This window comes from Actinoplanes sp. ATCC 53533, from assembly GCF_003947245.1.
On sequence record NZ_QHHV01000053.1, the window covers coordinates 1 to 17401 of the forward strand.

Consider the following 17401-nt stretch of genomic DNA (forward strand, 5'->3'; position numbering starts at 1 on the left):
TTCGAGCGTCTCGCTGTCAGCGACCAGGTTCGCGCCCGACGGGCGGCGCTGGGTCACCCTGACTGTTGACACCACTTGGGGCGAATACTTCGAGGTGCATGAGGATACCGAGGGCTTGGCGGATGCAGTACTGGAGCTGTGTCGCATGTCCGGGTTTCCGGCGCCTGACGCGAGGACGTTGACCGCGTCTGGGCAGGTGATCTGGAAAAGGCCCGGGCCCTCTTGAACATGTGCGCGCTTCTGCCGCGATGATGTGTGCCGCCCAGAACTCTCCGCTGCCGGCCGCAGGGGCGCGACCACGCAGGAGTGAAAGATCGACGGCGGCCGGTACGCTCACGGGCCATGGATCAGCCCACCGCAACAATCATCGCGTCGCTCGGGTCGACCGTCGTTGGCGTAGTGGCGCTGGCCTCAGCCGCCTGGCAGAGCAGCAGAACGATGCAGCACCAGCGGCAGATGGCATCCGACCAGCGTATTGCCGAGCGGCGGGCTGAGCTTTACGTGGAGCTGCTCGAACTCACGTTGTATACGGCCAGCGACATCGAAGTGGGCAAGCCCGGCGTCGGGAAGAACCTCGAATCGATCTTCGAGAACATGCCGGACGACCACCTCGACGTGAAGCTACGGAAGATTGCACCTCGTGTCCATGCCTTCGCCAGTAACGACGTCATGGCGATGTTCGACGCCATGCTCAACACAAGCGAACGGCCGACGCCTGACGCAGACGCACGATACAACCGTGAAGAGCGGCTCGGCATCCAGCTCGACAGCCTGCTGTTCCACATTCGTACTGAACTTCAGCCGGACACCATGCCCAAGCCGGCGAAAGGCGGCCGCCCGCGGCTGCGTCTCTTCCGCCGCCGTCGCGCGCTGGGCAGGTAGAAGCACTGCATTAATTAATCATGAATATACTGCTTGACCTACGGAAAACTCTGCTGGCGCCCCCGCAGCGAAACAGTTCCGAAAGCACTCTCGATTGCAAGATCTAGTGCAATATCATGCCGCCAACAAAGCGCGGGCTAGTACGGCAGCCGCCATTAGCAGTCTGACCTGCTGGGATATGGTGGGGGTGGTGTCCAACATGGACGCAGCCGCCTGTTGATCATGTGTTTGTGAGGACAACAAGATCGAAGGCGGCTGCTGCTGCCAGGATAGAGGCTGTCCGGACGGCCCGGACCGCGGGTGAGTTGCTGGAGCGGCTGCGGTCGTGTTTCGTGCGTACGCAGACCTGGCAGCACGCGGGCCGGTACGTATCGGCGCTGGTCAGCGAGATCCCGAAGCGCAACGGGTGGACGATCGCGCAGCAGGCCGGGGACCGGACGCCGGATCGCACCCAGAGGCTGCTGAACCGGGCGGTGTGGGACGGGCAGGCGGCGATGAGTCAGGTGCGCCGGTTCGTCGTGACAGGCCTGGACGCCGTAGCCGGGCGCCGGGCGCGGCGGGGGTTGCGGATCGCCGCGCTGGACGAGACCGGCCAGGCCAAGCAGGGCACGGCGACGTGCGGGGTGAAACGGCAGTACATGGGCTGCGCCGGCCGGCTCGCGAACGGGATCAACACGGTGCACCTGGCGTATGTGCGCGAACGTGTCGGACATGCGCTGATCGGGGCCCGGCAATGGATCCCGGCCGAGCACCTCGCCGATCCGGACACCGCTGCGGGGATGGGCATCGCGGACGGGCTGGCATTCCGGACCAAAGGCCAGCTGGCCATCGACATCTGCGCCGACGCATACGCTGACGGCGTCGCGTTCGATTTCGCCTGCGGCGACGAGGTCTACGGCAACTGCACCCAGCTACGGGAGTTCTTCGAAGAGCAGCAGCAGGCCTACGTGCTCCGCATCGCCTCGACCTTCATGCTCACCCTGAACCCGGAAACCCGCATGACCTGCACCCAGGCCGTCGCCCTGCTCGCCACCGACAAACGCCGGTGGCAGATCCGCTCGGCCGGCGCCGGTTCGAAGGGAAAACGCTGGTATGCGTGGGCCTGGATCGCGACCGTCTCACCCCGGCACTACCTGCTGATACGCCGTCACCTCACCAGCGGCGACCTGGCCTTTCACTACTGCTACGTGCCGCAAGGCCAACCGCTGACCCTGGCCAGACTCGTGCGGGCCGCCGGGCTGCGCTGGCCGGTCGAGGAAACGTTCGAGTTCAGCAAGGACTCCTTCGGCCTCGATCAATGCCAAGCCCGGCTACACACCGCGATCATCCGGCACACCGTGCTGGTCATGACCGCCCTGGCCATCTGCGCGATCGCCGCCGCCCGCCTCAAGACCCGCACCGACACCCAAGCCCCACCACCGAACACACCCGATCAGCGGCCACCGTCCGAGCCCGGCATGATCCCGCTGACCATCCCCGAGACCGCACGCCTGCTCGCCACAACCTGGCACCAGCCGAAACCCACCGACCACGACACCCACTGGCGCAACTGGCGACGCCGCCACCAAGCCCGAGCACGCTGGTTCCACCAACGCACCAGACTCAACCGGGAGTATTCCCTGGCCAACTAGCAAATGGCGGCTGCCGTACTAGCCGGTATGGCTCAGCGGTCCTCCACGATGAAACAGGCTCGTTCGTAGAGCTCGTCGAACGTGATGACCTCGACGCCCTGGATGGACCGTCTGTACTGCTCAAAAGAAGTGATCTTTTCCGGGTTCGTCGAGCCGCGTACGGAGAACTCGGTCAGGCTTCCGATCACTAGCACCTGTCGTGGGCGGATGGTGGAGATCTCGATGTCGGTTGGGGTGCCGTCGTCCTCGTAGAGCTTGTGTAGTTCGCCGGTGACCAGGCGTAGGGCTTTATGGGCGGTCTTCTGCACCTGCGCCACTGCGCCGACGACTTCCCTGGAGACCTGAAAGACGTCTGGAATCCGGTATTGCGTGGCGGCCAGCAGGGGCGTCTTATGGGTCTTGATTTCGCATAGCAGGAGACTGCTGATGAATCCCTTGGAGCGCATGACGGCGTCGCTGCGCTTTCCCGCCCCGGTGAAGATGTTGGCACCGGTAGTGATGCGTTCCAGCTTTCCGTCGTCCAATGGTTCGCTGGCCACTAAGTTGAGTCCGTACCCGAAGATCCAGGGATTCTCTTCGAAGAGGCTTTGCCAGACCGCCTCAGGCCCTGCAGCTTGCTGGCGTTCCTGCTCAAAGTATTCCGGATCAGTCAGGAGTTGTCGGAATCGATCGAGTTGCGCCTTGCGGTTGCTGATCAGCCTGATGTCCTTCTCCGTGAGGGCGCCGCCGACGGCGGTCCTGACGGCTTCGAGGAGCATCGTGCGGTCTTGGCCGGCTAGGAGCCGGGCCAGCTCGGCTTCGTCGCCGACGACCAGCCGCAAGCTGTTCTCAGGGAGGTCTAGTCCCACGCAGCTTTGGAGGAAGCTGATGACCTTCCAAAAGTTGTCGTGGACATCGCTGATGTCGACGAGTGCCTTGACGATCTGAGGCACTTCGGTGCCGGGAATTGCTTCCGTGGCCGCCGTCTTCGCGATCTTGGCCTTGTCTTTCTTCCACAGTTTGATCCGCGGCGAAAGGATGCCGTCCTTGTTGATGAGGGCGACATGGAGCAGCGTTGCGACCTGTGGACGGTTGTCGAGGCGGAACTCCGTGATCAGCTGACCTCTGCGTGTGTCGTAGAAGTAAGGAAACCCTTGACCGCGAATTTCGAGATCCGAGAGGTCCTGCGCTGTGACGTCGAACTCTGTGGACGGGTTGCCGAGATGGAGGCGTTGCAGGATCGGGATATCGGGTTCCGCCGTCTGGTTCCTCCAGTCCGGTGGGACGGCTGGCAGCGGCCCTATGTCACCCTCGATGGCAAGGGACTGGACGTCCTTACGCTCGAAACGGATTAGTACGGCTTCCAGCCTCCGCCAGACCGCGTCGGTGACCGCCTCCGTATATGCGGGCAGGAGGACAGAAGGCACGGTTAGGACTGCCTCGTACGTGGCGTCGGTCCATCTGTCACCGGGGATGGGGTGGTAGAAGCCGCCGTCGAGGCGCAGCGTCAGTACAGCCGCACGGAGGAGATCTCGGGCGACTTCCTCGCCGTCGCGTTCGAGGAGGCTGTACGTCTGTCCGAGGACGAGGTCGAGTTTGCTGGTGTCGTCGTCATCGAGTGGTAGTGAGACCAGCGGACCGGTGGGCGGTGCGGGGGCGGGGGAGTAGATCGGCCGCCCCGATATGAATTCGAAGGGGCGGAGGGTCCAGCCGTCTGGCCCGAGGAGGCGGTTCAGCTCAGCGACGCGTCGTGAGGATTGATCAAGTTCAGGCTGTACCTCGGGATGCACGAACCGCGTCAGGAAGCCGAGAAGAACCTCGTCAGGGCCGTCGAGGAGCTGGAACTGGGGGTCTTCGAAGACCCACTGGTCGGGCCAGTCGAGTGGGTTGTTAATCCGGTGCTGGATGATGTCTTCCCGTGCCGTCGTGAACCGGGAGTTTGTCGACGCCAGCCTGTCCAGGTCGTACAGGGATCCTAGAAAGTCGATCTCGTCGAGCCTTCCCCACCAGGGTCCGCCCTCACCGCATAAGTAGTCGAAGATGTCGCGTCGCGTGAGTGTCGTGATCCTCTGCGTGCTCCGTGGTGCCGGGGAGGCGGCAAACTGCGTCATGCCCCCAGGATGGACGATCGTCGACTCACCCGGCACATGTGATTGAACATCCGGAACTTCGGATTCAGAAACCGGTTCGGAGCAAGGGACAGCTGCCGTCGTGCTGTCCCGGCGCAGGCTGGGCCGCCGCCAGATCTTGGCTGACGGCCGGGGCGGCGGTGAAGGTTGCCTATGAGGCTTTCAGCGAGGGTCACGAATGAAGGCAAGCAGTTCCTGACCGAGTGTGGACGTGGCGGGATTCCAGGCGCCGTCGGCCGACATCATGCCGCCGAGCGCCGCTTGCACGAGCCCCGTTGCCTCCAGTGCCCGGTAGTAGCGGGTGATCATTTCATCGCCGCGTGCGGCGAGGTCTGGCATGCCGGCTTTGATCAAGGCTGTGCGGTTCGAGCTGATGGCGAATTGAGGACGGGCCAGGCCCGTGTGGTCGAACCAGCCGGGCGGGTCACCGAGCAGGCCGAGCAGCCGGATGTGGGTGGGCGTCAGCTCGTCGATGAGCCGGAACAGCTGCTGCTGGTCTTCTTGGCTGGGTGCGGACGGTAGGGCCGCGTTGAGCAATGCGTTGCGCAGCGCGGCCCGTTTGACCTGCTGGGAGTTACGCTCCGCGATCTGGGTGGCGGTGACGACCGAGTCGAGAAACCCGTCGTCGCTCGCGAGCGCCTGCGGATCAAAGGCGTCGACCTTGTCGCGCAACTCCGCGATTCCCTCGGCGACCTGGGTGAACCATTGCTCGCGTCGCTGGTTCACGCTGTAGTTCAGGGCCGCCATCAAGATCACGGCCACGGATCCGCCGACTCCGGGGATCAGGTTGAGGCCGGCCTCCGCGACGGTCTGCGCGACCTCGCGGGATGTGCTGTGCGCCGGGGGGTTGGTATCCACGCACCGATCATGCCCGACATCGTCGAGCGTGACCCGGCCGACATACGCGGGACGGCAACATGCGGGGACGGGAAGACGCCAGCGGCGTGCCGCCTCGGCGGAGATCGCTTTGCAGTGATTCGCTGCCGTCCGGCTCGAGCGCCGTATCACTCGACGGCGGGCGGACGGCACGCTTGTGGCGGTCGCACATCGCAGCGGTTCAGGTGCTGGCGTTACGTGCGCGGATCATCTGACGGAGGCTGGTTCTCGCTGCGATCAGATCATCGTCCGCCAGTACGAGGCGTCCCTTCAGCGCGTCGTTCTCGGTACGCAGCTGAGCGTTCTCGCCTTCCACCCGTTCCGCCTGAGCGGTGAGCTCGTTGATTCGGGTGATCAGGTCCGCCGCACCGATCTGATCCAGTTGGCGGCCGAGTTGCCGCCGCATCGCCTCCTTCAAGGTGTCACGTTCGGCTCTGATCCGTTTGTTGTCCGCGCGGCTCAGTTCCAACTCGGTGCGCAGGCTCGCCTGGCTTGCGGTGACGCCCGCGGCTTTGGCGCGTGCGGGTGCACCGGCCTGCTGCTGGCGGGCGGCGGCGATGTGCTCGCGCACGCCGACGGCGTAGACCAGCCAGTTCGACACTCCCGCTTGCTTGGCGACGGCAGCAAAGGTGACAGGCTCGCCGTGGCTCAACATCTGGTCCACGACGCTGATCACCCGAGTGCGTTTGTCGTGGCTGTCGCGCTGGCGGGCCTGCCGGAGGACATCACCGCGCGAGCGAGGTGTTCTGGTCAATCTGGGTTGGCCTCTCTGGTGTAGTCGGTGCCGGACGGCCACGGGGTCCGGCGGTGAGGGGCGCCGGGCGTTCGTCGCGCCGTGCGCTGTTCTCTGGTGGCCGATGGTGACCAGTGGCGTAGGAAGTGGACCGTCATCGGCCAGCAGGCGCCGTCGGAGGATCGGCGGCGTCGCGCTGCCGGGGCGCCGCTGGTAGGACGGTCAAGAGCAGCACGGCTCGGCCGGCCGCGGCGGCGCGGGTCTTGCGCAGCACCGAACTGGCCTGCTCAACCTCGGTGCGCTCCTCAGGGGTCAGCTCCTGCATGCTGTGGCGCATCCGTTCGGCGACGTCGCCGAACGCGGTGACCTGGTCCTCGAGGTTCCGCACGACGAAGTCGGCTGCGTCCATGGCCAGCGCTGTCTCCCGGTCGGCTTTCAGTGAGCGCACGTGGTCCTCGACGGCCGGCAGGTAGGACGGATCGGGCCGGTAGAAGCCGCAGCCCGCGCATTGAAAACGGATGGGGCATCCTTTGCCGCCGGCCTTGACGTTGCTGGGTTCGATACAGTTGCCGAACGGAACGGCCACTGACCTTGCCTCGTAGGCGGTGTTCGATGCCATCGGGGCCGCCCGGCCGTGGCGATCGACGACGCGCAGACGCACCGTCTTGACCGCCTCGCGTTTGCGTTTCAACGAAACCGTGTAATAGCCAAGTGTAGTCTCGACCGATTTGTGGTCCATCAACTCGCGGAGCACGTCCAGGTCCACACCGGCGTCGGCGTGCCGTTGGGCGTAGGAGTGGCGGAAGGCGTACGGATAGATCAGCATTCGGTCGAGGGGCAACCGGGTGCCGTCCGGGCCCAAGATTTCGGAGTCCAGAGCAGGGATCGCATCAGCCCAGGCGCGGATTGCGCGGGATAGGTTTCCTGGCCGCAGGTGGTCGTCGCCGCTGTCGTTGGTGATCGCGGGGAGATGGTTCTTGCTGCGTGGCGGGACTGCCAGTGCCAGCCGGTGCTCGCGCCAGGTCAGGACCGCGTGGGCGGTCGCCGCGGTGATGGGGAGCCGGCGCCGGTTGCGCCGGCCCTTGCGGTTGTTCCAGATCAGGCTGTAGTCGCCGTCCTGGCTCTCGACGCAGTCCAGGTGCAGGTTGCAGATCTCCCACGGCCGGCGGCCGGTGTCCCGCAGAAGGACGTAGGTGGTCTGGAACATCGCCGTGATGTCGTGCGGCCTTAGCTGCCCGTAGACGAAGTCGCGGCCGAGTAGATCGAGATTCGCGTCGAGTTGCCGGATCACCGATTCCGGGACAGCCTTGCCGACCTCGTCCTCGTTCGGTTCGTCAGCGACGATGCGGTGCGAGCTGTGCCGGGCGAAGCTGCCCGACAAGCGGTCCAGCAGGCCCGCGGCGCGCCCGAAGTCCAACACGGTGTAGAACGCCGCTTGCAGATCCTGCCGCGTCTTGGAACTCATCGCGGTGCCGTCGGCGTTGCGCAGCTGGCGGAACGCCTGCGCAACGGCCGTCATGTCCGCGAACTGCAAGGCCGCTGGATCAGTTCCGCCACCTGGCCGGGCGGTCAGCGCCTGCGCCGCGATCAGGCAGCCGCGCAGCCGCAGTCGCAGCACGCTGCTGGTGGGGCGCATCGCCCGCGCCCACTCCCAGGTCAAATCCCGCATCCAAGGCTGCGGAAATTCGTTGAACGCCGCACTGCCGGCATGACGGCGTCGCCCCGAAAGGCTCGCGGACGACGGCACGCCCACGGCGACCAGGTCCCAGGTCCGCTTGTCCGCCGGGTCGATGCCTCGGAACCGTTCGAAGCCGACCTCGACGGCCCAGGCCACCTCACGGATCACCGCGACGCCGTTCGAGTTCGCGCCCAGCCCACGCGGGTCCTTCTGCCCAGCGGTCGCCAACGCCAGACTCGGCAGGCGATGCAGATGCTTGACCGCCCACCGCACCGCCTGCGGATCGATCTTCCCGCCACGTTCGTCGCGCTGCTGCAGGCCGTAGAGCAATTCCGCGCGCAGTACCTGACCGGCGGGAGCGAGCGAGAACTGGTTCATCCCCAGGTACGGTGTCTGCGTCGCGATCCACACGTCCAAGGCCGGTTGCGGGCGGCGGTCACGGCAATGCGTCTGCCAGCGGATACGGTGCAGCGCGCACAGCCCGTTGGTGTGCTCCTGCTGGCGCGGACATCCCGTGACCGCGCACGGCGGTTCCGCCGGCAACGGATGCGCACCCGCCACGGCCATCCACCGCGCCCGGTCGCGGTCAGGATGGCTGCTGCACCAGTGCTGGAACATGCCATGGTGGCGCTTGCACAACCCCGCTTGAATACCCTCTCGGCCGCATCGCACGCCGCCGCGGACCAGTGCGCACGGTTCGGGAACGAAACCTGGGCGCCGCTGCAACTGCGGGACGAATGTCGCCGCGAACTCCTCACGGCCCAGTCCACTGCCAGCCAGGGCCTCCTCACACGTCCGGCAGATCCCGACCCGGCCAGTGACCGCGTTGGCGCAGGCCCTGGTGACGCACCTCCAGACCGCGGTACGCGGGTGGTCCACGTCCCCGGTGAACAACTGCCGCTGACCGTCCCACTCGCCGACACGCCACAGGGGATCGAGTCGCTCGCCCAGCCATACCTGCCAGGCGGTCAGATCCACCGCGTCGGTTCCGGTGACCAGCGCCGCTGCCAGCGCCGCCACCGTCATCTCCGCACCTGCCCAAGCGCGGCGACGCGCTCCACGGCGTCGCGTTTGTCCTGATCGCTGAACTACAGGCCAAACCCCGCCACCGGCGCCTCGCCACCCTCGGCGTCTACGTCCAATTCGGCGAGGAAACCCTCCGCCCGGATCACCGCCGAGAACGACGAACACACCCGGCGTCGGCGCCGCTGATCACGAAGCCGCAGTCAGCCGTCCGAGCACAGAACCTTGAAGGACGCACTCGCCGAAGTCCATGCCACACGGTGTGTCGTCTCCCGTGCCACACTGTCGAGCGTGGAGCCGAAAGATCGCGTGGAGGCCCTCGTTGCGGGTGCGAATGCATATGCCGTCGGGGTCAGCGACGCGTACGACGAAGTGGTGGAGCAGGTGACGGCTCGGGCCGCCGAGGTCGGCAGCCTCGGAAAGCTCGACATCGGGGCACTCACCGCGTGGAAGCGGCTACGCGCTGACACTCCCTGGATGGGCAAACTGATGAGCTGCCCCGACCGTGAGGTACGACTACACACCGAGCAGGCTGTCATCGCGGCTCGGGACGATTCCAAGCCGGTGCCAGAAGCCGCCGCAGCCGCGCGGACTGCTCTGACCGCGCTGCCTGGCTTCGCCCACGGTGATGCGATCGCCTCGGCGGTGTGCTTCGCCGCGGCGCCGCTGCGCCTCGCGGTCTACGACCGCCGCGCACACCATGGTCTACACCAGCTCGGTCTCTTCCTCGAAAACCGGGCCGGCCGCTACGGCCGCTATCTGCGGCTCATCGAGCAGTGCCGCCAAGAGCTTGCCGATCAGGGACACGTGTGGACAGCACGCCAGGTTGACATTGCGCTCTACCAGCTCGGCCAACCGACGACAACCTAATTAGTCGCACGTTCGTTTCAATCCCCCTGCTACGGCACGACCGTGCCGAGTCCGGTGGATCGCATCAGCTGGCCGAACAGGGTTCGGACCATGCCCGTCAGGTCCTTCCTCGCTTCCGCTGCCGACACGTGCGCGGTGCGCTGGTACGTCCCGCCCTTCCACGCCACGACGTGGTCACGCAGCCCCATGCGCCTGAACGTGTCCTGCTCGACCCGGGCGGTGTCCGGGATCGCGCCGTCGATGGCGTCGACGCGGATGCCGATGTCCACGCCGGTGTCCGTCAGCCCGGCCGCCCGACAAACCTGACGCACCATGCAGACGGTCCACACCGAGGCGGTCCACATTGTCATCCAGTCGAACGCCTCTCGCGCTGGCCGGATGTCCCACTCCTGCTGTACCAGATTGTCAACGGCGAAGCGCACGGCGCCGGCCTCGTGGACGACGAGGTAGCCTCGCGTACCCTCCCCGCCGGTGCGCGGTTGAAACACGCGGCCGACACCGGCCGGCCAGCGTTCGATGGCGCTCGGCCCGAGGCTGGCGGGATTCCAATTGCCAAACGTGTGCGAGGCTGTCGCGAGCCGGCCGGCGGCAGCCGTTGCCTTCTCGGCCTGTTCGTCGAGCCAGCGGTAGTAGTCCGCGGGGGTCTGGTAGGCCGCCAGCAGCTCGTCGTTATGGTTCGCCGTGGGATACGCCATCACTGCGAAGCGGCCGGTCTGCGTCAGCGTTTCAAACACATCTGGCTTCGACAACGATGCTGCGATGTGGTCCACCCGCGCGGTGCGCCGACGGATCAGAGCCTCGACCTGGGCGTCGGCCAGCCTGTAGGTGGAACACTCGTCGCGCCCGTAGTAGCGCTTGTTCGCCTGGTGCGGGGCAAGTGCGCTCGCCGAGACCCGAATGAAGACGATGCCCCGGGTCTCGTCGTCGGGGTCGACCAGTTCGTGACACTCGACGTGCAGCGGCGGGTCAAGGGTGCGGGTGGCGTTTTCCACGCGCTCGATGAAGCCGGCGAGCGCGATCGGCCTCAACTGGACCGCCTTGCGCGTCGCCTTGTCCTCCTCCACCCCGACGATCAGGACACCACTGTCGTTGGCGAGGGCCGCGATGTCGCCGCGCATCTCCTCGTTTTGATTGGGCTTGTACTCGGTCTTCAGCTCAAGGTAGTGATGCTCGAAGACCCTGCCGTTGGTGATGTCGTCGATCGCTTCGGCGTACGACTCGGGTTCCCAACCGGGACGGGAGGTTGTCACGGCGAACCATGATTCCCCTCTTCCAGCACCTTCCGCAATCACATTCGCAAACGACGACGCCCGGCCCAGCTGGTAACTGCGCCTTCCGGCAGGGCGCCTCAGTACCCTCGGCTTCTACGTCCAGCTTGGCGACGAAACCTCTGCCAGGATCACCGACGACGCTGAGGATGTCGGCGGCGGATCTCGCGTTCTACGGCTGCGCGACTACGGCGAGCCTGGCCAGTATGGACTGGAAGCCACCCCGACCGGTTTCATCGCGACCATGCGCGGCCGCCGGGCCGGGACGAGTGGATAGCGGTGCGGACATAGGGCGGGTTTAGCCTGGCTGGCGGGGTGTCGTCGGCGTCAGCAGGCCGTGGGTGCGGGCGCGGGCGACCAACTTCCGCACGGCGGGTCCGTCGATCTCGAGGCCTTCTTGTCGGAGCTTGCCCTCGACGTATTTCGCTGGCTTGCGTCTCGGCTCGCCTCCGGCGGCGAGGGCTTCGCGGTACAGCTCGGCGATGTGGGCGAGGAGGTGCTCGCCGGCCGGTGGCCGCCGTCTGCGGGGCGTGCCTCGGTTCGTGAGCTCGAGCAGTTGCCGTGCGATCCCGTCCCGGACGTTCGGATCGGTGGCCTCGGTGAGCGCCTTCGCGGTCTCCGAGATCGACATATGGTGTCGCCAGGACTCTGCGATCTGCCCCATCTTGAGAGCGCGGACGACCGCGTGGGTCACCTCGGCCAGACCCTGAGGGCCGGCCGCGCGTAGTGGCTGGCCGTTCTCGTCGACGCCGCCGATGTAGGACTGGAGGTGCAGGCCGACCACTTGTGCACGGCCGTCGACCTTCGCCAGGTCGAGCCTGATGAACCAGGGGCCATCAGGGTCGGGCCAGGCCAGGGTCACCCCGTTGCCGCTGTCGTCGGTGAGCCACTCGATGTCCCGAGCGGCCGCAGCGGTGTCCGGACCGAATTGAATCGTGGTGCCGCCGCTGGCGACCGTCCCGCCGAGCAGTTCGACCCGCTGTGCCTTTGTCTGCGCCATGCCCAAGAGCGTACAGCAAAGACTGCACTGTGCTGTGTCGGTCATGAAGAAGGATCTACCCGAGCCGGACCGCGATCTCGTCCGCTTCCAGTTCTCCATCCCCCGCTCATGGGGGTGGATATTCCTGGGCGTCCTGATCGGCAATGTCAACGAGATCGGGCCGGTCTTCGACATGCTCGGCAGCGTGCTGCGGTAGGCATGCGGTGGGTTTCCGAGGGGGCCCTTGCGGACGGGCGTATGGATGCCCCCGGCAGGGCATTGCCGGGGGCATCCTCCGCTAATGCGACGGAGGCGCGGCAGCGTACTGCCGGAGCAGACCGCGTGCCGCGAAGCAGAACGTCGTCATCTCCGCCTCGAAGCGGATCACCGCGTCCTCAATCGCGCCATTCGCGCCGTGCTCCTGTTCGGCCGCCGGGCATCCCTGGTAGGGATCGTCGTCCTCGCAATCGTGGGCTTCCCAGAGGTTCCGGATCCATTCGGCCAGTTCCTCCTGGGTACGCAAGGCCTCGGCCATGCCCTCCAGCGCGGCTTCGGTGGCCGTGCGGGCCGCACCGTCAGGTAGCTGATTCATCAGCGCGTGCGCGTCGCCAGGCGGCGTCCACCAGGGCGGCAACTGCCCCTGTTGGAACGGAATCCGCACGGGCACCTCCACCGGCGGCTTTCCTGCCGCGGCCGCCTTGAACAGCGCCCACACCTGCTCGATCATCCACACACGGTGGACATCCCGCGCCATGGCTAGGCGGCCGCGCGCCGGGCTGAAGTGGCTCGGTGGGAGCGCGATCGCGCCTTCCCGGTAGGTATACAGCTGACCGAGCAGACTCTGCGTCTGATCTGCTGGTAGACGTAGGCCACCGGCCATGTCGTGCAACTTCGCCAGCGCCCCCAGATCAACATCGACGGGGGACATTCGCGGCTGGAAGCCTTCGTCGCCCGCGTTGAGCGGGTTCAGGGTGTCCTCGGCCCGTGCGAGCGCCCACGCCATGGCGCCGAGCCGGGCGGAAGCGTCGCGCCACGTCCACCGCCCCGGCACGGCTGCGCCGCCGGCAAGTCCGCGGATGGCTTCGGTGCGCTTGCACCCGTGCTCGATCATGAACTGCTTGATGGCGCGGTCCCGCGCACGGTTGGGCTTGCCCATGGAGTCCTCCGACGGCGTCCCACACCCGCCGCGAGGTCGTCTCACGGGGATCATGTTGCTCGGCACGCTGCGTCGGAGACGGCTTGTCCTCGAGCGCCGCCGGGCGGTGTGGACGCCGGTGCGGCTCGGAGACGGGCAGGGCGTGCACTACCCGTCTCTTATCATAGCGGGTCGCCGGCATCGGGTCATTTCGGGGAACTGCCGGTGGTTAGCCCGGCCCGTAACCACTGGACCAGCGCCGAAACCCTGCAAACCCAACTCGGTCACACGAGCGGCTCGATTCCGCTAGATCAACTTTTTGATCGCTGGTCCCGCATCCGTTAGCAACCCGTGTTTCGCACCACGAGCATCTCCGCGGCAGGGTACGACAAGAAGTTCCGCTATTGACGAGAGGCGGAGTTTACCCTGGGCCGGTGGCGGCGCTGACCTCGTCGCGTGCGCTCACTCAACCACGAGAACCGGCCCAAGCTCCAGCTCCGTTAACGAAGTCGGAACTTCCGGGTGCGGCGGCGATGTCGAGGTTCAGCAGGTCGGCCAGCCGCGTCGGCAGGTCGATGATCGCGGTGGCCGCAGACGATCACGTAGGGCAGGCCGGCGGCGGCCGAACCGGCGGTCGGCGAGGTAGCCGCCGCTGCGCCGAGCGGACGTCGATGCAGGTCTCATCACCTACGCCACCGTCGTAACGTCTTGAAGTCTTTGATCAGCGCCGCTTCAAGGGCCGCACGAGCCGCTTCCCGAGCCGCGCTCACACCCTGCTCTTCGAGGTCAGCATCAATGGACAGCTCGATGTACTTGCTTGCCAGATCGCTGAGGTCAGGCATGAGTAGGCGCAGAGCGCAAGCTGCGGCGTGGGCGTCCTTCAGCGCTGACATCGCCTCTTCCAGCTGCTTCCTCTGCTGCGCCTCGGCGGTTGCAACGTGTCCGGCGCTGCCCTTGGTGCGGGCCCGCTCAGCAGCGAAGTAGGCGGTCATGTAGCTCTCGTACGCTCGACCGGTCCAGTCTGCGGCGGACAGGAACGCCACGGCGTACTTGAGCTTCTCGTCGAGCAGCTTGTTCCGGCGACTGGCACGCTGGTCGAAGAAGTACTTGAGGGCGGCGCCGGCGGCGCCGCCGAGCAGAGCGGCGAGGGCTGCGTTCATCGCGGCAGCCTACGACTGTCGCTCGGTGCCCGCGTCGTGCCAGGCACGCGCCCGCCGTGCGGCGCGCTTGGATCCTGTGCGTATCCGCAATCCGCTGGCGTCGATAGGGTGGGTGATCGTGGCGAGCAATGTGCGCGAGGCCCCGGCCGGCGACCTGACTCCGGAGCAGGCCGCCTGCTGGTCGGCCGGTTCACGGAGCTGCATCGGGAGCTGTCCAAGGCCACCGTCATGATGGGGTGCGGCCCAAGGTAAGGCCAATACTCGCCATATGCCCACCAGGGCTCGTTAGCCGCCCTGGCCGGCCTTCTCAGTGGCGGGCTCATTGTCGTCATGGAGCTGCGCCATCAGCCGCCGAACCTCCTTCACAGACCGATCCCACGAGTCGAACCGCCACCACTTCCACGGCGCCGGGAAGTCCAAGGCCGACAGCATCGGCGACCCCAGCTCCACGATCAGCTCCGTCTGCCGCCGCCGCTGCCGCGCCGACAGCCGGACCCCGTGCACGGCGTACGCGTAGTCTTGGATCAGGGTGAGTAGCGGATCCCGGTAAACGCCCGCATACCGCTCCACCCCGTCGACCAGTTGTAACGCCGTCGCCGCCATTACGTCATAGCAGCGGTTGCGCTCGACCTTCCACCACTCGGCAAGCTTCGGGTCCACACCGTCCGGCAGCACCTGAGCGAACCGCTGCGCCGTGTGCGTCAACCGCATCACCAGCGCCCTCACCTCCCGCCGCGCCCGGTGTGCGTCCAGGATCGCCTCTTTGCGAGCCTCCAACCGCGGCTTCGCCGCGTACTCGATCAACAGCGTCACGAGTAAGGCCGTCGCACCGGCGGTCCACACAGTGCTCCAGTTGATCAACGGCATCCGTGCGCTCCCCAGGACGGCATCACAGTCGAGGCAGGGTAAACCCGCCGGCACCGCGAGACGGAACCGCCGCACCGTGTATGGGCTCGCGGGGGGTCTAGGGTCGCAGCCACGGCGCAGCCCGAAGAGCCAGTCGTACCCCCGCCCGACGCCGTGACCATGAAGCGGCTCGGATACGTCCGGCTGCTCTTCGACCAGGCCGTCAGTCAGTCCTACGCCCCGCCGCCGCTCGCGTTCTCGTCAGTACTGCCTTCCACGACGTCATGGAGTTCTTCGTCGTCATCGCGGTCGACCACACCGGCGCCAGCCAGGGCATCAACCTGCGAGACGCGTTCGTCGACAACGCGAGGCGACTTTGCGCCCGCGACGGCGGCCAGCTTTCCTGCCCGGCCATAGTTTCCATCCCAAAACAACTCCAGCTGTGGTCAGGCGTGGTATCGAGATCCACGATCCGCCCTCGCTCACAGATGCTGTCAGCAGCACTGGCGTTGCATACCGGCGGGCAGGTTGGCCTGCCTGGTGCCGGGTAGGGACGAGGGCGCCGGTCACGGCTTCCGGCGCAACACGTCGCTGTGCAGCCACTGCACCAACAAGGCCGCTAGGTGCACCACAGCCTCAGCCTCCTCCTGCAGCTGGCGTCGAGAGGTGGGCGTGCCCGCGTGCCGGGAGCGCTGCCCGTCCCACAGCGTCGTCATCAAAGTGACGACCGGTGTGGCCGAACCTGGCGTACCGTCTTTGCCTGGAATGACGAGTTCCCACTTGGCCGACGCGTCCCGCAGGTGGTCACGCACTTTGCCCAGGGTGGCGGTCCCGCTGTTGGGCAGAACAACCGGGCAGGCGGCAGCCTCGACGGCCTTGACCGCCTCGGCGTAAGCCTTGTCTGGGTCGGGATGCCGGCCGTACGCGGCGGTCCAGGCGGCGCCGAGGTGACCCCCAGCCTCCACGCTGGCCGCGGTGACGGTCGCGGCGGTCGCGGCAGTGACCGTGTCGTCGACCCGGTGCTCAAGCCCTTGCCCGTCTGCGTTGATCCGCCAGATGGAGCCGCCGCCGGTCAGCGCCTCGCTTAGCTGCGTACGCGGCCCCGGAAGGACCTGATTCGGATTCGTCCAGTGCCTCTGGGTGTCATCGAGTTGGTCGTGTGGCCACCAGCGCAGGATGCCGTCGATGACGTCGAGCAGATCCTCGCCGTCGAGATAGTCCATGTCGTCGTCGTCAAACCGTCGACGCATCCGCCACTGCAGTTCTTCCAGGGCGGCTTGATTGGCGCGCCACTGGTCACGTACCCAGCTGCGCAGGGCGGGCCGTAGGTGATCCGGCACCGCCTCGTACAGAGTGGTCTCCGGGCCAAAGCCCGTGGCCCGCCGGCTCAGCGGGGCCCAGCGCGGTGGGGGCGCCGGTGGGGGCGGCGGAGTGGCGGGCTCGGCCCAGGGGTCGTTCCAGGTGTCGGTCACGACGGCCACGTTATCGGCGGCGAGCGGAGGAGAACCGTGCCATACCCCACGGCACGGGTCTGGCGACGGCAACCGTCCGAGATCGTGCACAGCGCACACGCGGCTGATCAGACAGCGGATACGCCTCACAAGATCAACTCGTGGCAGATATTGGCCTTGCCAGTGCTGTGCTGACTCCCTACTGGGCCGGCACCGCGACGTCCAGCACCACGGTCTCAACGTCGTCTGCCGGTCCGGCGGCGGTGACAGTGAATGTGAAGAACGAGCAGCATTCGGTTTCCCGCGCGGTGAGGTCCCGCGCCGTGGCAGCCAACCCGACCGGCCCAGCCAGCCGCAACTGCTGCTTTGCCGTCGGCAGGGTGCCGGCGTCGGGTACAACGAATGACATGTCTGCCTCCTCGATCGCAACGCCATCGGCGCCGTCTGATCGACGGTAAGCCTGTACCTAGGTACCGGATGCAAACCTGGATCGTGTCAATTGCCCAGAACCACGGGCGTCCTGCGACGAAGCGAAATATCGTCGAGAAATGACGGACGAGCAATGCACCGTGATCCTCGTGGATGCGGACGGCAATGAAACGGTGGCTTACCTTGGAGCTGGTGGCACGCAAGTGACCGGCACGCGCGACCATTGCCGCGCCTTCGTTGACCGTCACCGTGCCGAGCACCCACAGTACGAGAGCCGGAACAACGTCAAGTTCGAGATCCGGTGTACCTGACGTCGTGTACCCGGAGATGGC

At 66.4% G+C, this 17401-nt stretch carries 18 protein-coding genes; 7 read left to right on the forward strand and 11 right to left on the reverse strand.

Annotation, left to right across the window (positions count from 1 at the left end; translation table 11 throughout):
- The 3 genes from DMB66_RS63800 to DMB66_RS18320 form a co-directional block, all read left to right on the forward strand.
- The coding region (locus DMB66_RS63800; RefSeq protein ID WP_233624667.1) for a hypothetical protein at positions 1-226 on the forward strand (226 nt) is incomplete at its 5' end.
- A gap of 116 nt (positions 227-342) precedes the next feature.
- Positions 343-882 carry a hypothetical protein gene (locus DMB66_RS18315; RefSeq protein ID WP_125805308.1) on the forward strand — a complete coding sequence of 180 codons (540 nt, stop codon included), beginning with the start codon at positions 343-345 and terminating at the stop codon, positions 880-882.
- Between the two features lie 230 nt (positions 883-1112).
- Positions 1113-2513, forward strand: a complete 1401-nt coding sequence (locus DMB66_RS18320; protein WP_255440829.1) for an IS701 family transposase — start codon at positions 1113-1115, stop codon at positions 2511-2513.
- Between the two features lie 32 nt (positions 2514-2545).
- On the opposite strand, the gene DMB66_RS18325 is transcribed toward DMB66_RS18320, so the two are convergent.
- The 4 genes from DMB66_RS18325 to DMB66_RS18340 all read right to left on the reverse strand — a co-directional run bounded on the left by DMB66_RS18325 (position 2546) and on the right by DMB66_RS18340 (position 8934).
- Positions 2546-4603, reverse strand: coding sequence for a Shedu anti-phage system protein SduA domain-containing protein (locus DMB66_RS18325; protein ID WP_125805310.1), 2058 nt, complete (start codon positions 4601-4603; stop codon positions 2546-2548).
- Positions 4604-4783: 180 nt separating this feature from the next.
- Positions 4784-5650 carry a hypothetical protein gene (locus DMB66_RS18330; protein ID WP_125805311.1) on the reverse strand — a complete coding sequence of 289 codons (867 nt, stop codon included), beginning with the start codon at positions 5648-5650 and terminating at the stop codon, positions 4784-4786.
- A 28-nt stretch (positions 5651-5678) separates the two neighbouring features.
- Positions 5679-6293, reverse strand: a complete 615-nt coding sequence (locus DMB66_RS18335) for a DUF6262 family protein (protein ID WP_255440830.1) — start codon at positions 6291-6293, stop codon at positions 5679-5681.
- 91 nt (positions 6294-6384) lie between these two features.
- Positions 6385-8934 (reverse strand): site-specific integrase, encoded by a 2550-nt coding sequence (locus tag DMB66_RS18340; protein WP_125805312.1) that lies wholly within the window; start codon positions 8932-8934, stop codon positions 6385-6387.
- A 288-nt stretch (positions 8935-9222) separates the two neighbouring features.
- On the opposite strand from DMB66_RS18340, the gene DMB66_RS18350 reads away from it, so the two are divergent.
- Positions 9223-9801, forward strand: coding sequence for a hypothetical protein (locus DMB66_RS18350; RefSeq protein ID WP_233624669.1), 579 nt, complete (start codon positions 9223-9225; stop codon positions 9799-9801).
- 29 nt (positions 9802-9830) lie between these two features.
- Here DMB66_RS18350 and DMB66_RS18355 read toward each other — a convergent pair whose 3' ends face one another.
- Together DMB66_RS18355 and DMB66_RS18360 are read right to left on the reverse strand one after the other, a co-directional pair.
- Positions 9831-11051, reverse strand: coding sequence for a helix-turn-helix domain-containing protein (locus DMB66_RS18355; protein ID WP_158647268.1), 1221 nt, complete (start codon positions 11049-11051; stop codon positions 9831-9833).
- A 316-nt stretch (positions 11052-11367) separates the two neighbouring features.
- Positions 11368-12069: a hypothetical protein gene (locus tag DMB66_RS18360; RefSeq protein ID WP_125805314.1), complete on the reverse strand. Its 702-nt coding sequence runs from the start codon at positions 12067-12069 to the stop codon at positions 11368-11370.
- Between the two features lie 43 nt (positions 12070-12112).
- Between DMB66_RS18360 and DMB66_RS61220 the strand changes: the two genes are divergently transcribed.
- Entirely contained in the window at positions 12113-12265 is a 153-nt protein-coding gene (locus tag DMB66_RS61220; protein ID WP_158647269.1) for a hypothetical protein, read from the forward strand.
- 81 nt (positions 12266-12346) lie between these two features.
- Here the strand turns inward: DMB66_RS61220 and DMB66_RS18365 are convergent, their stop codons facing one another.
- The 3 genes from DMB66_RS18365 to DMB66_RS18375 form a co-directional block, all read right to left on the reverse strand.
- Positions 12347-13204, reverse strand: coding sequence for a hypothetical protein (locus tag DMB66_RS18365; RefSeq protein ID WP_125805315.1), 858 nt, complete (start codon positions 13202-13204; stop codon positions 12347-12349).
- Positions 13205-13866: 662 nt separating this feature from the next.
- Positions 13867-14343: a hypothetical protein gene (locus DMB66_RS18370; RefSeq protein ID WP_125805316.1), complete on the reverse strand. Its 477-nt coding sequence runs from the start codon at positions 14341-14343 to the stop codon at positions 13867-13869.
- Positions 14344-14628: 285 nt separating this feature from the next.
- Positions 14629-15210, reverse strand: a complete 582-nt coding sequence (locus DMB66_RS18375) for a hypothetical protein (RefSeq protein WP_125805317.1) — start codon at positions 15208-15210, stop codon at positions 14629-14631.
- Positions 15211-15473: 263 nt separating this feature from the next.
- On the opposite strand from DMB66_RS18375, the gene DMB66_RS18380 reads away from it, so the two are divergent.
- Positions 15474-15740, forward strand: coding sequence for a hypothetical protein (locus DMB66_RS18380; protein ID WP_125805318.1), 267 nt, complete (start codon positions 15474-15476; stop codon positions 15738-15740).
- Positions 15741-15755: 15 nt separating this feature from the next.
- Here DMB66_RS18380 and DMB66_RS18385 read toward each other — a convergent pair whose 3' ends face one another.
- Together DMB66_RS18385 and DMB66_RS18390 are read right to left on the reverse strand one after the other, a co-directional pair.
- On the reverse strand, positions 15756-16661 hold the full coding sequence (locus tag DMB66_RS18385; protein ID WP_125805319.1) for a hypothetical protein: 906 nt from the start codon (positions 16659-16661) through the stop codon (positions 15756-15758).
- A gap of 178 nt (positions 16662-16839) precedes the next feature.
- Entirely contained in the window at positions 16840-17049 is a 210-nt protein-coding gene (locus DMB66_RS18390) for a hypothetical protein (protein WP_125805320.1), read from the reverse strand.
- A 139-nt stretch (positions 17050-17188) separates the two neighbouring features.
- Here DMB66_RS18390 and DMB66_RS18395 point away from each other — a divergent pair, with 139 nt between their 5' ends.
- Positions 17189-17380, forward strand: coding sequence for a hypothetical protein (locus tag DMB66_RS18395; protein WP_125805321.1), 192 nt, complete (start codon positions 17189-17191; stop codon positions 17378-17380).
- Positions 17381-17401 lie beyond the last annotated feature (21 nt).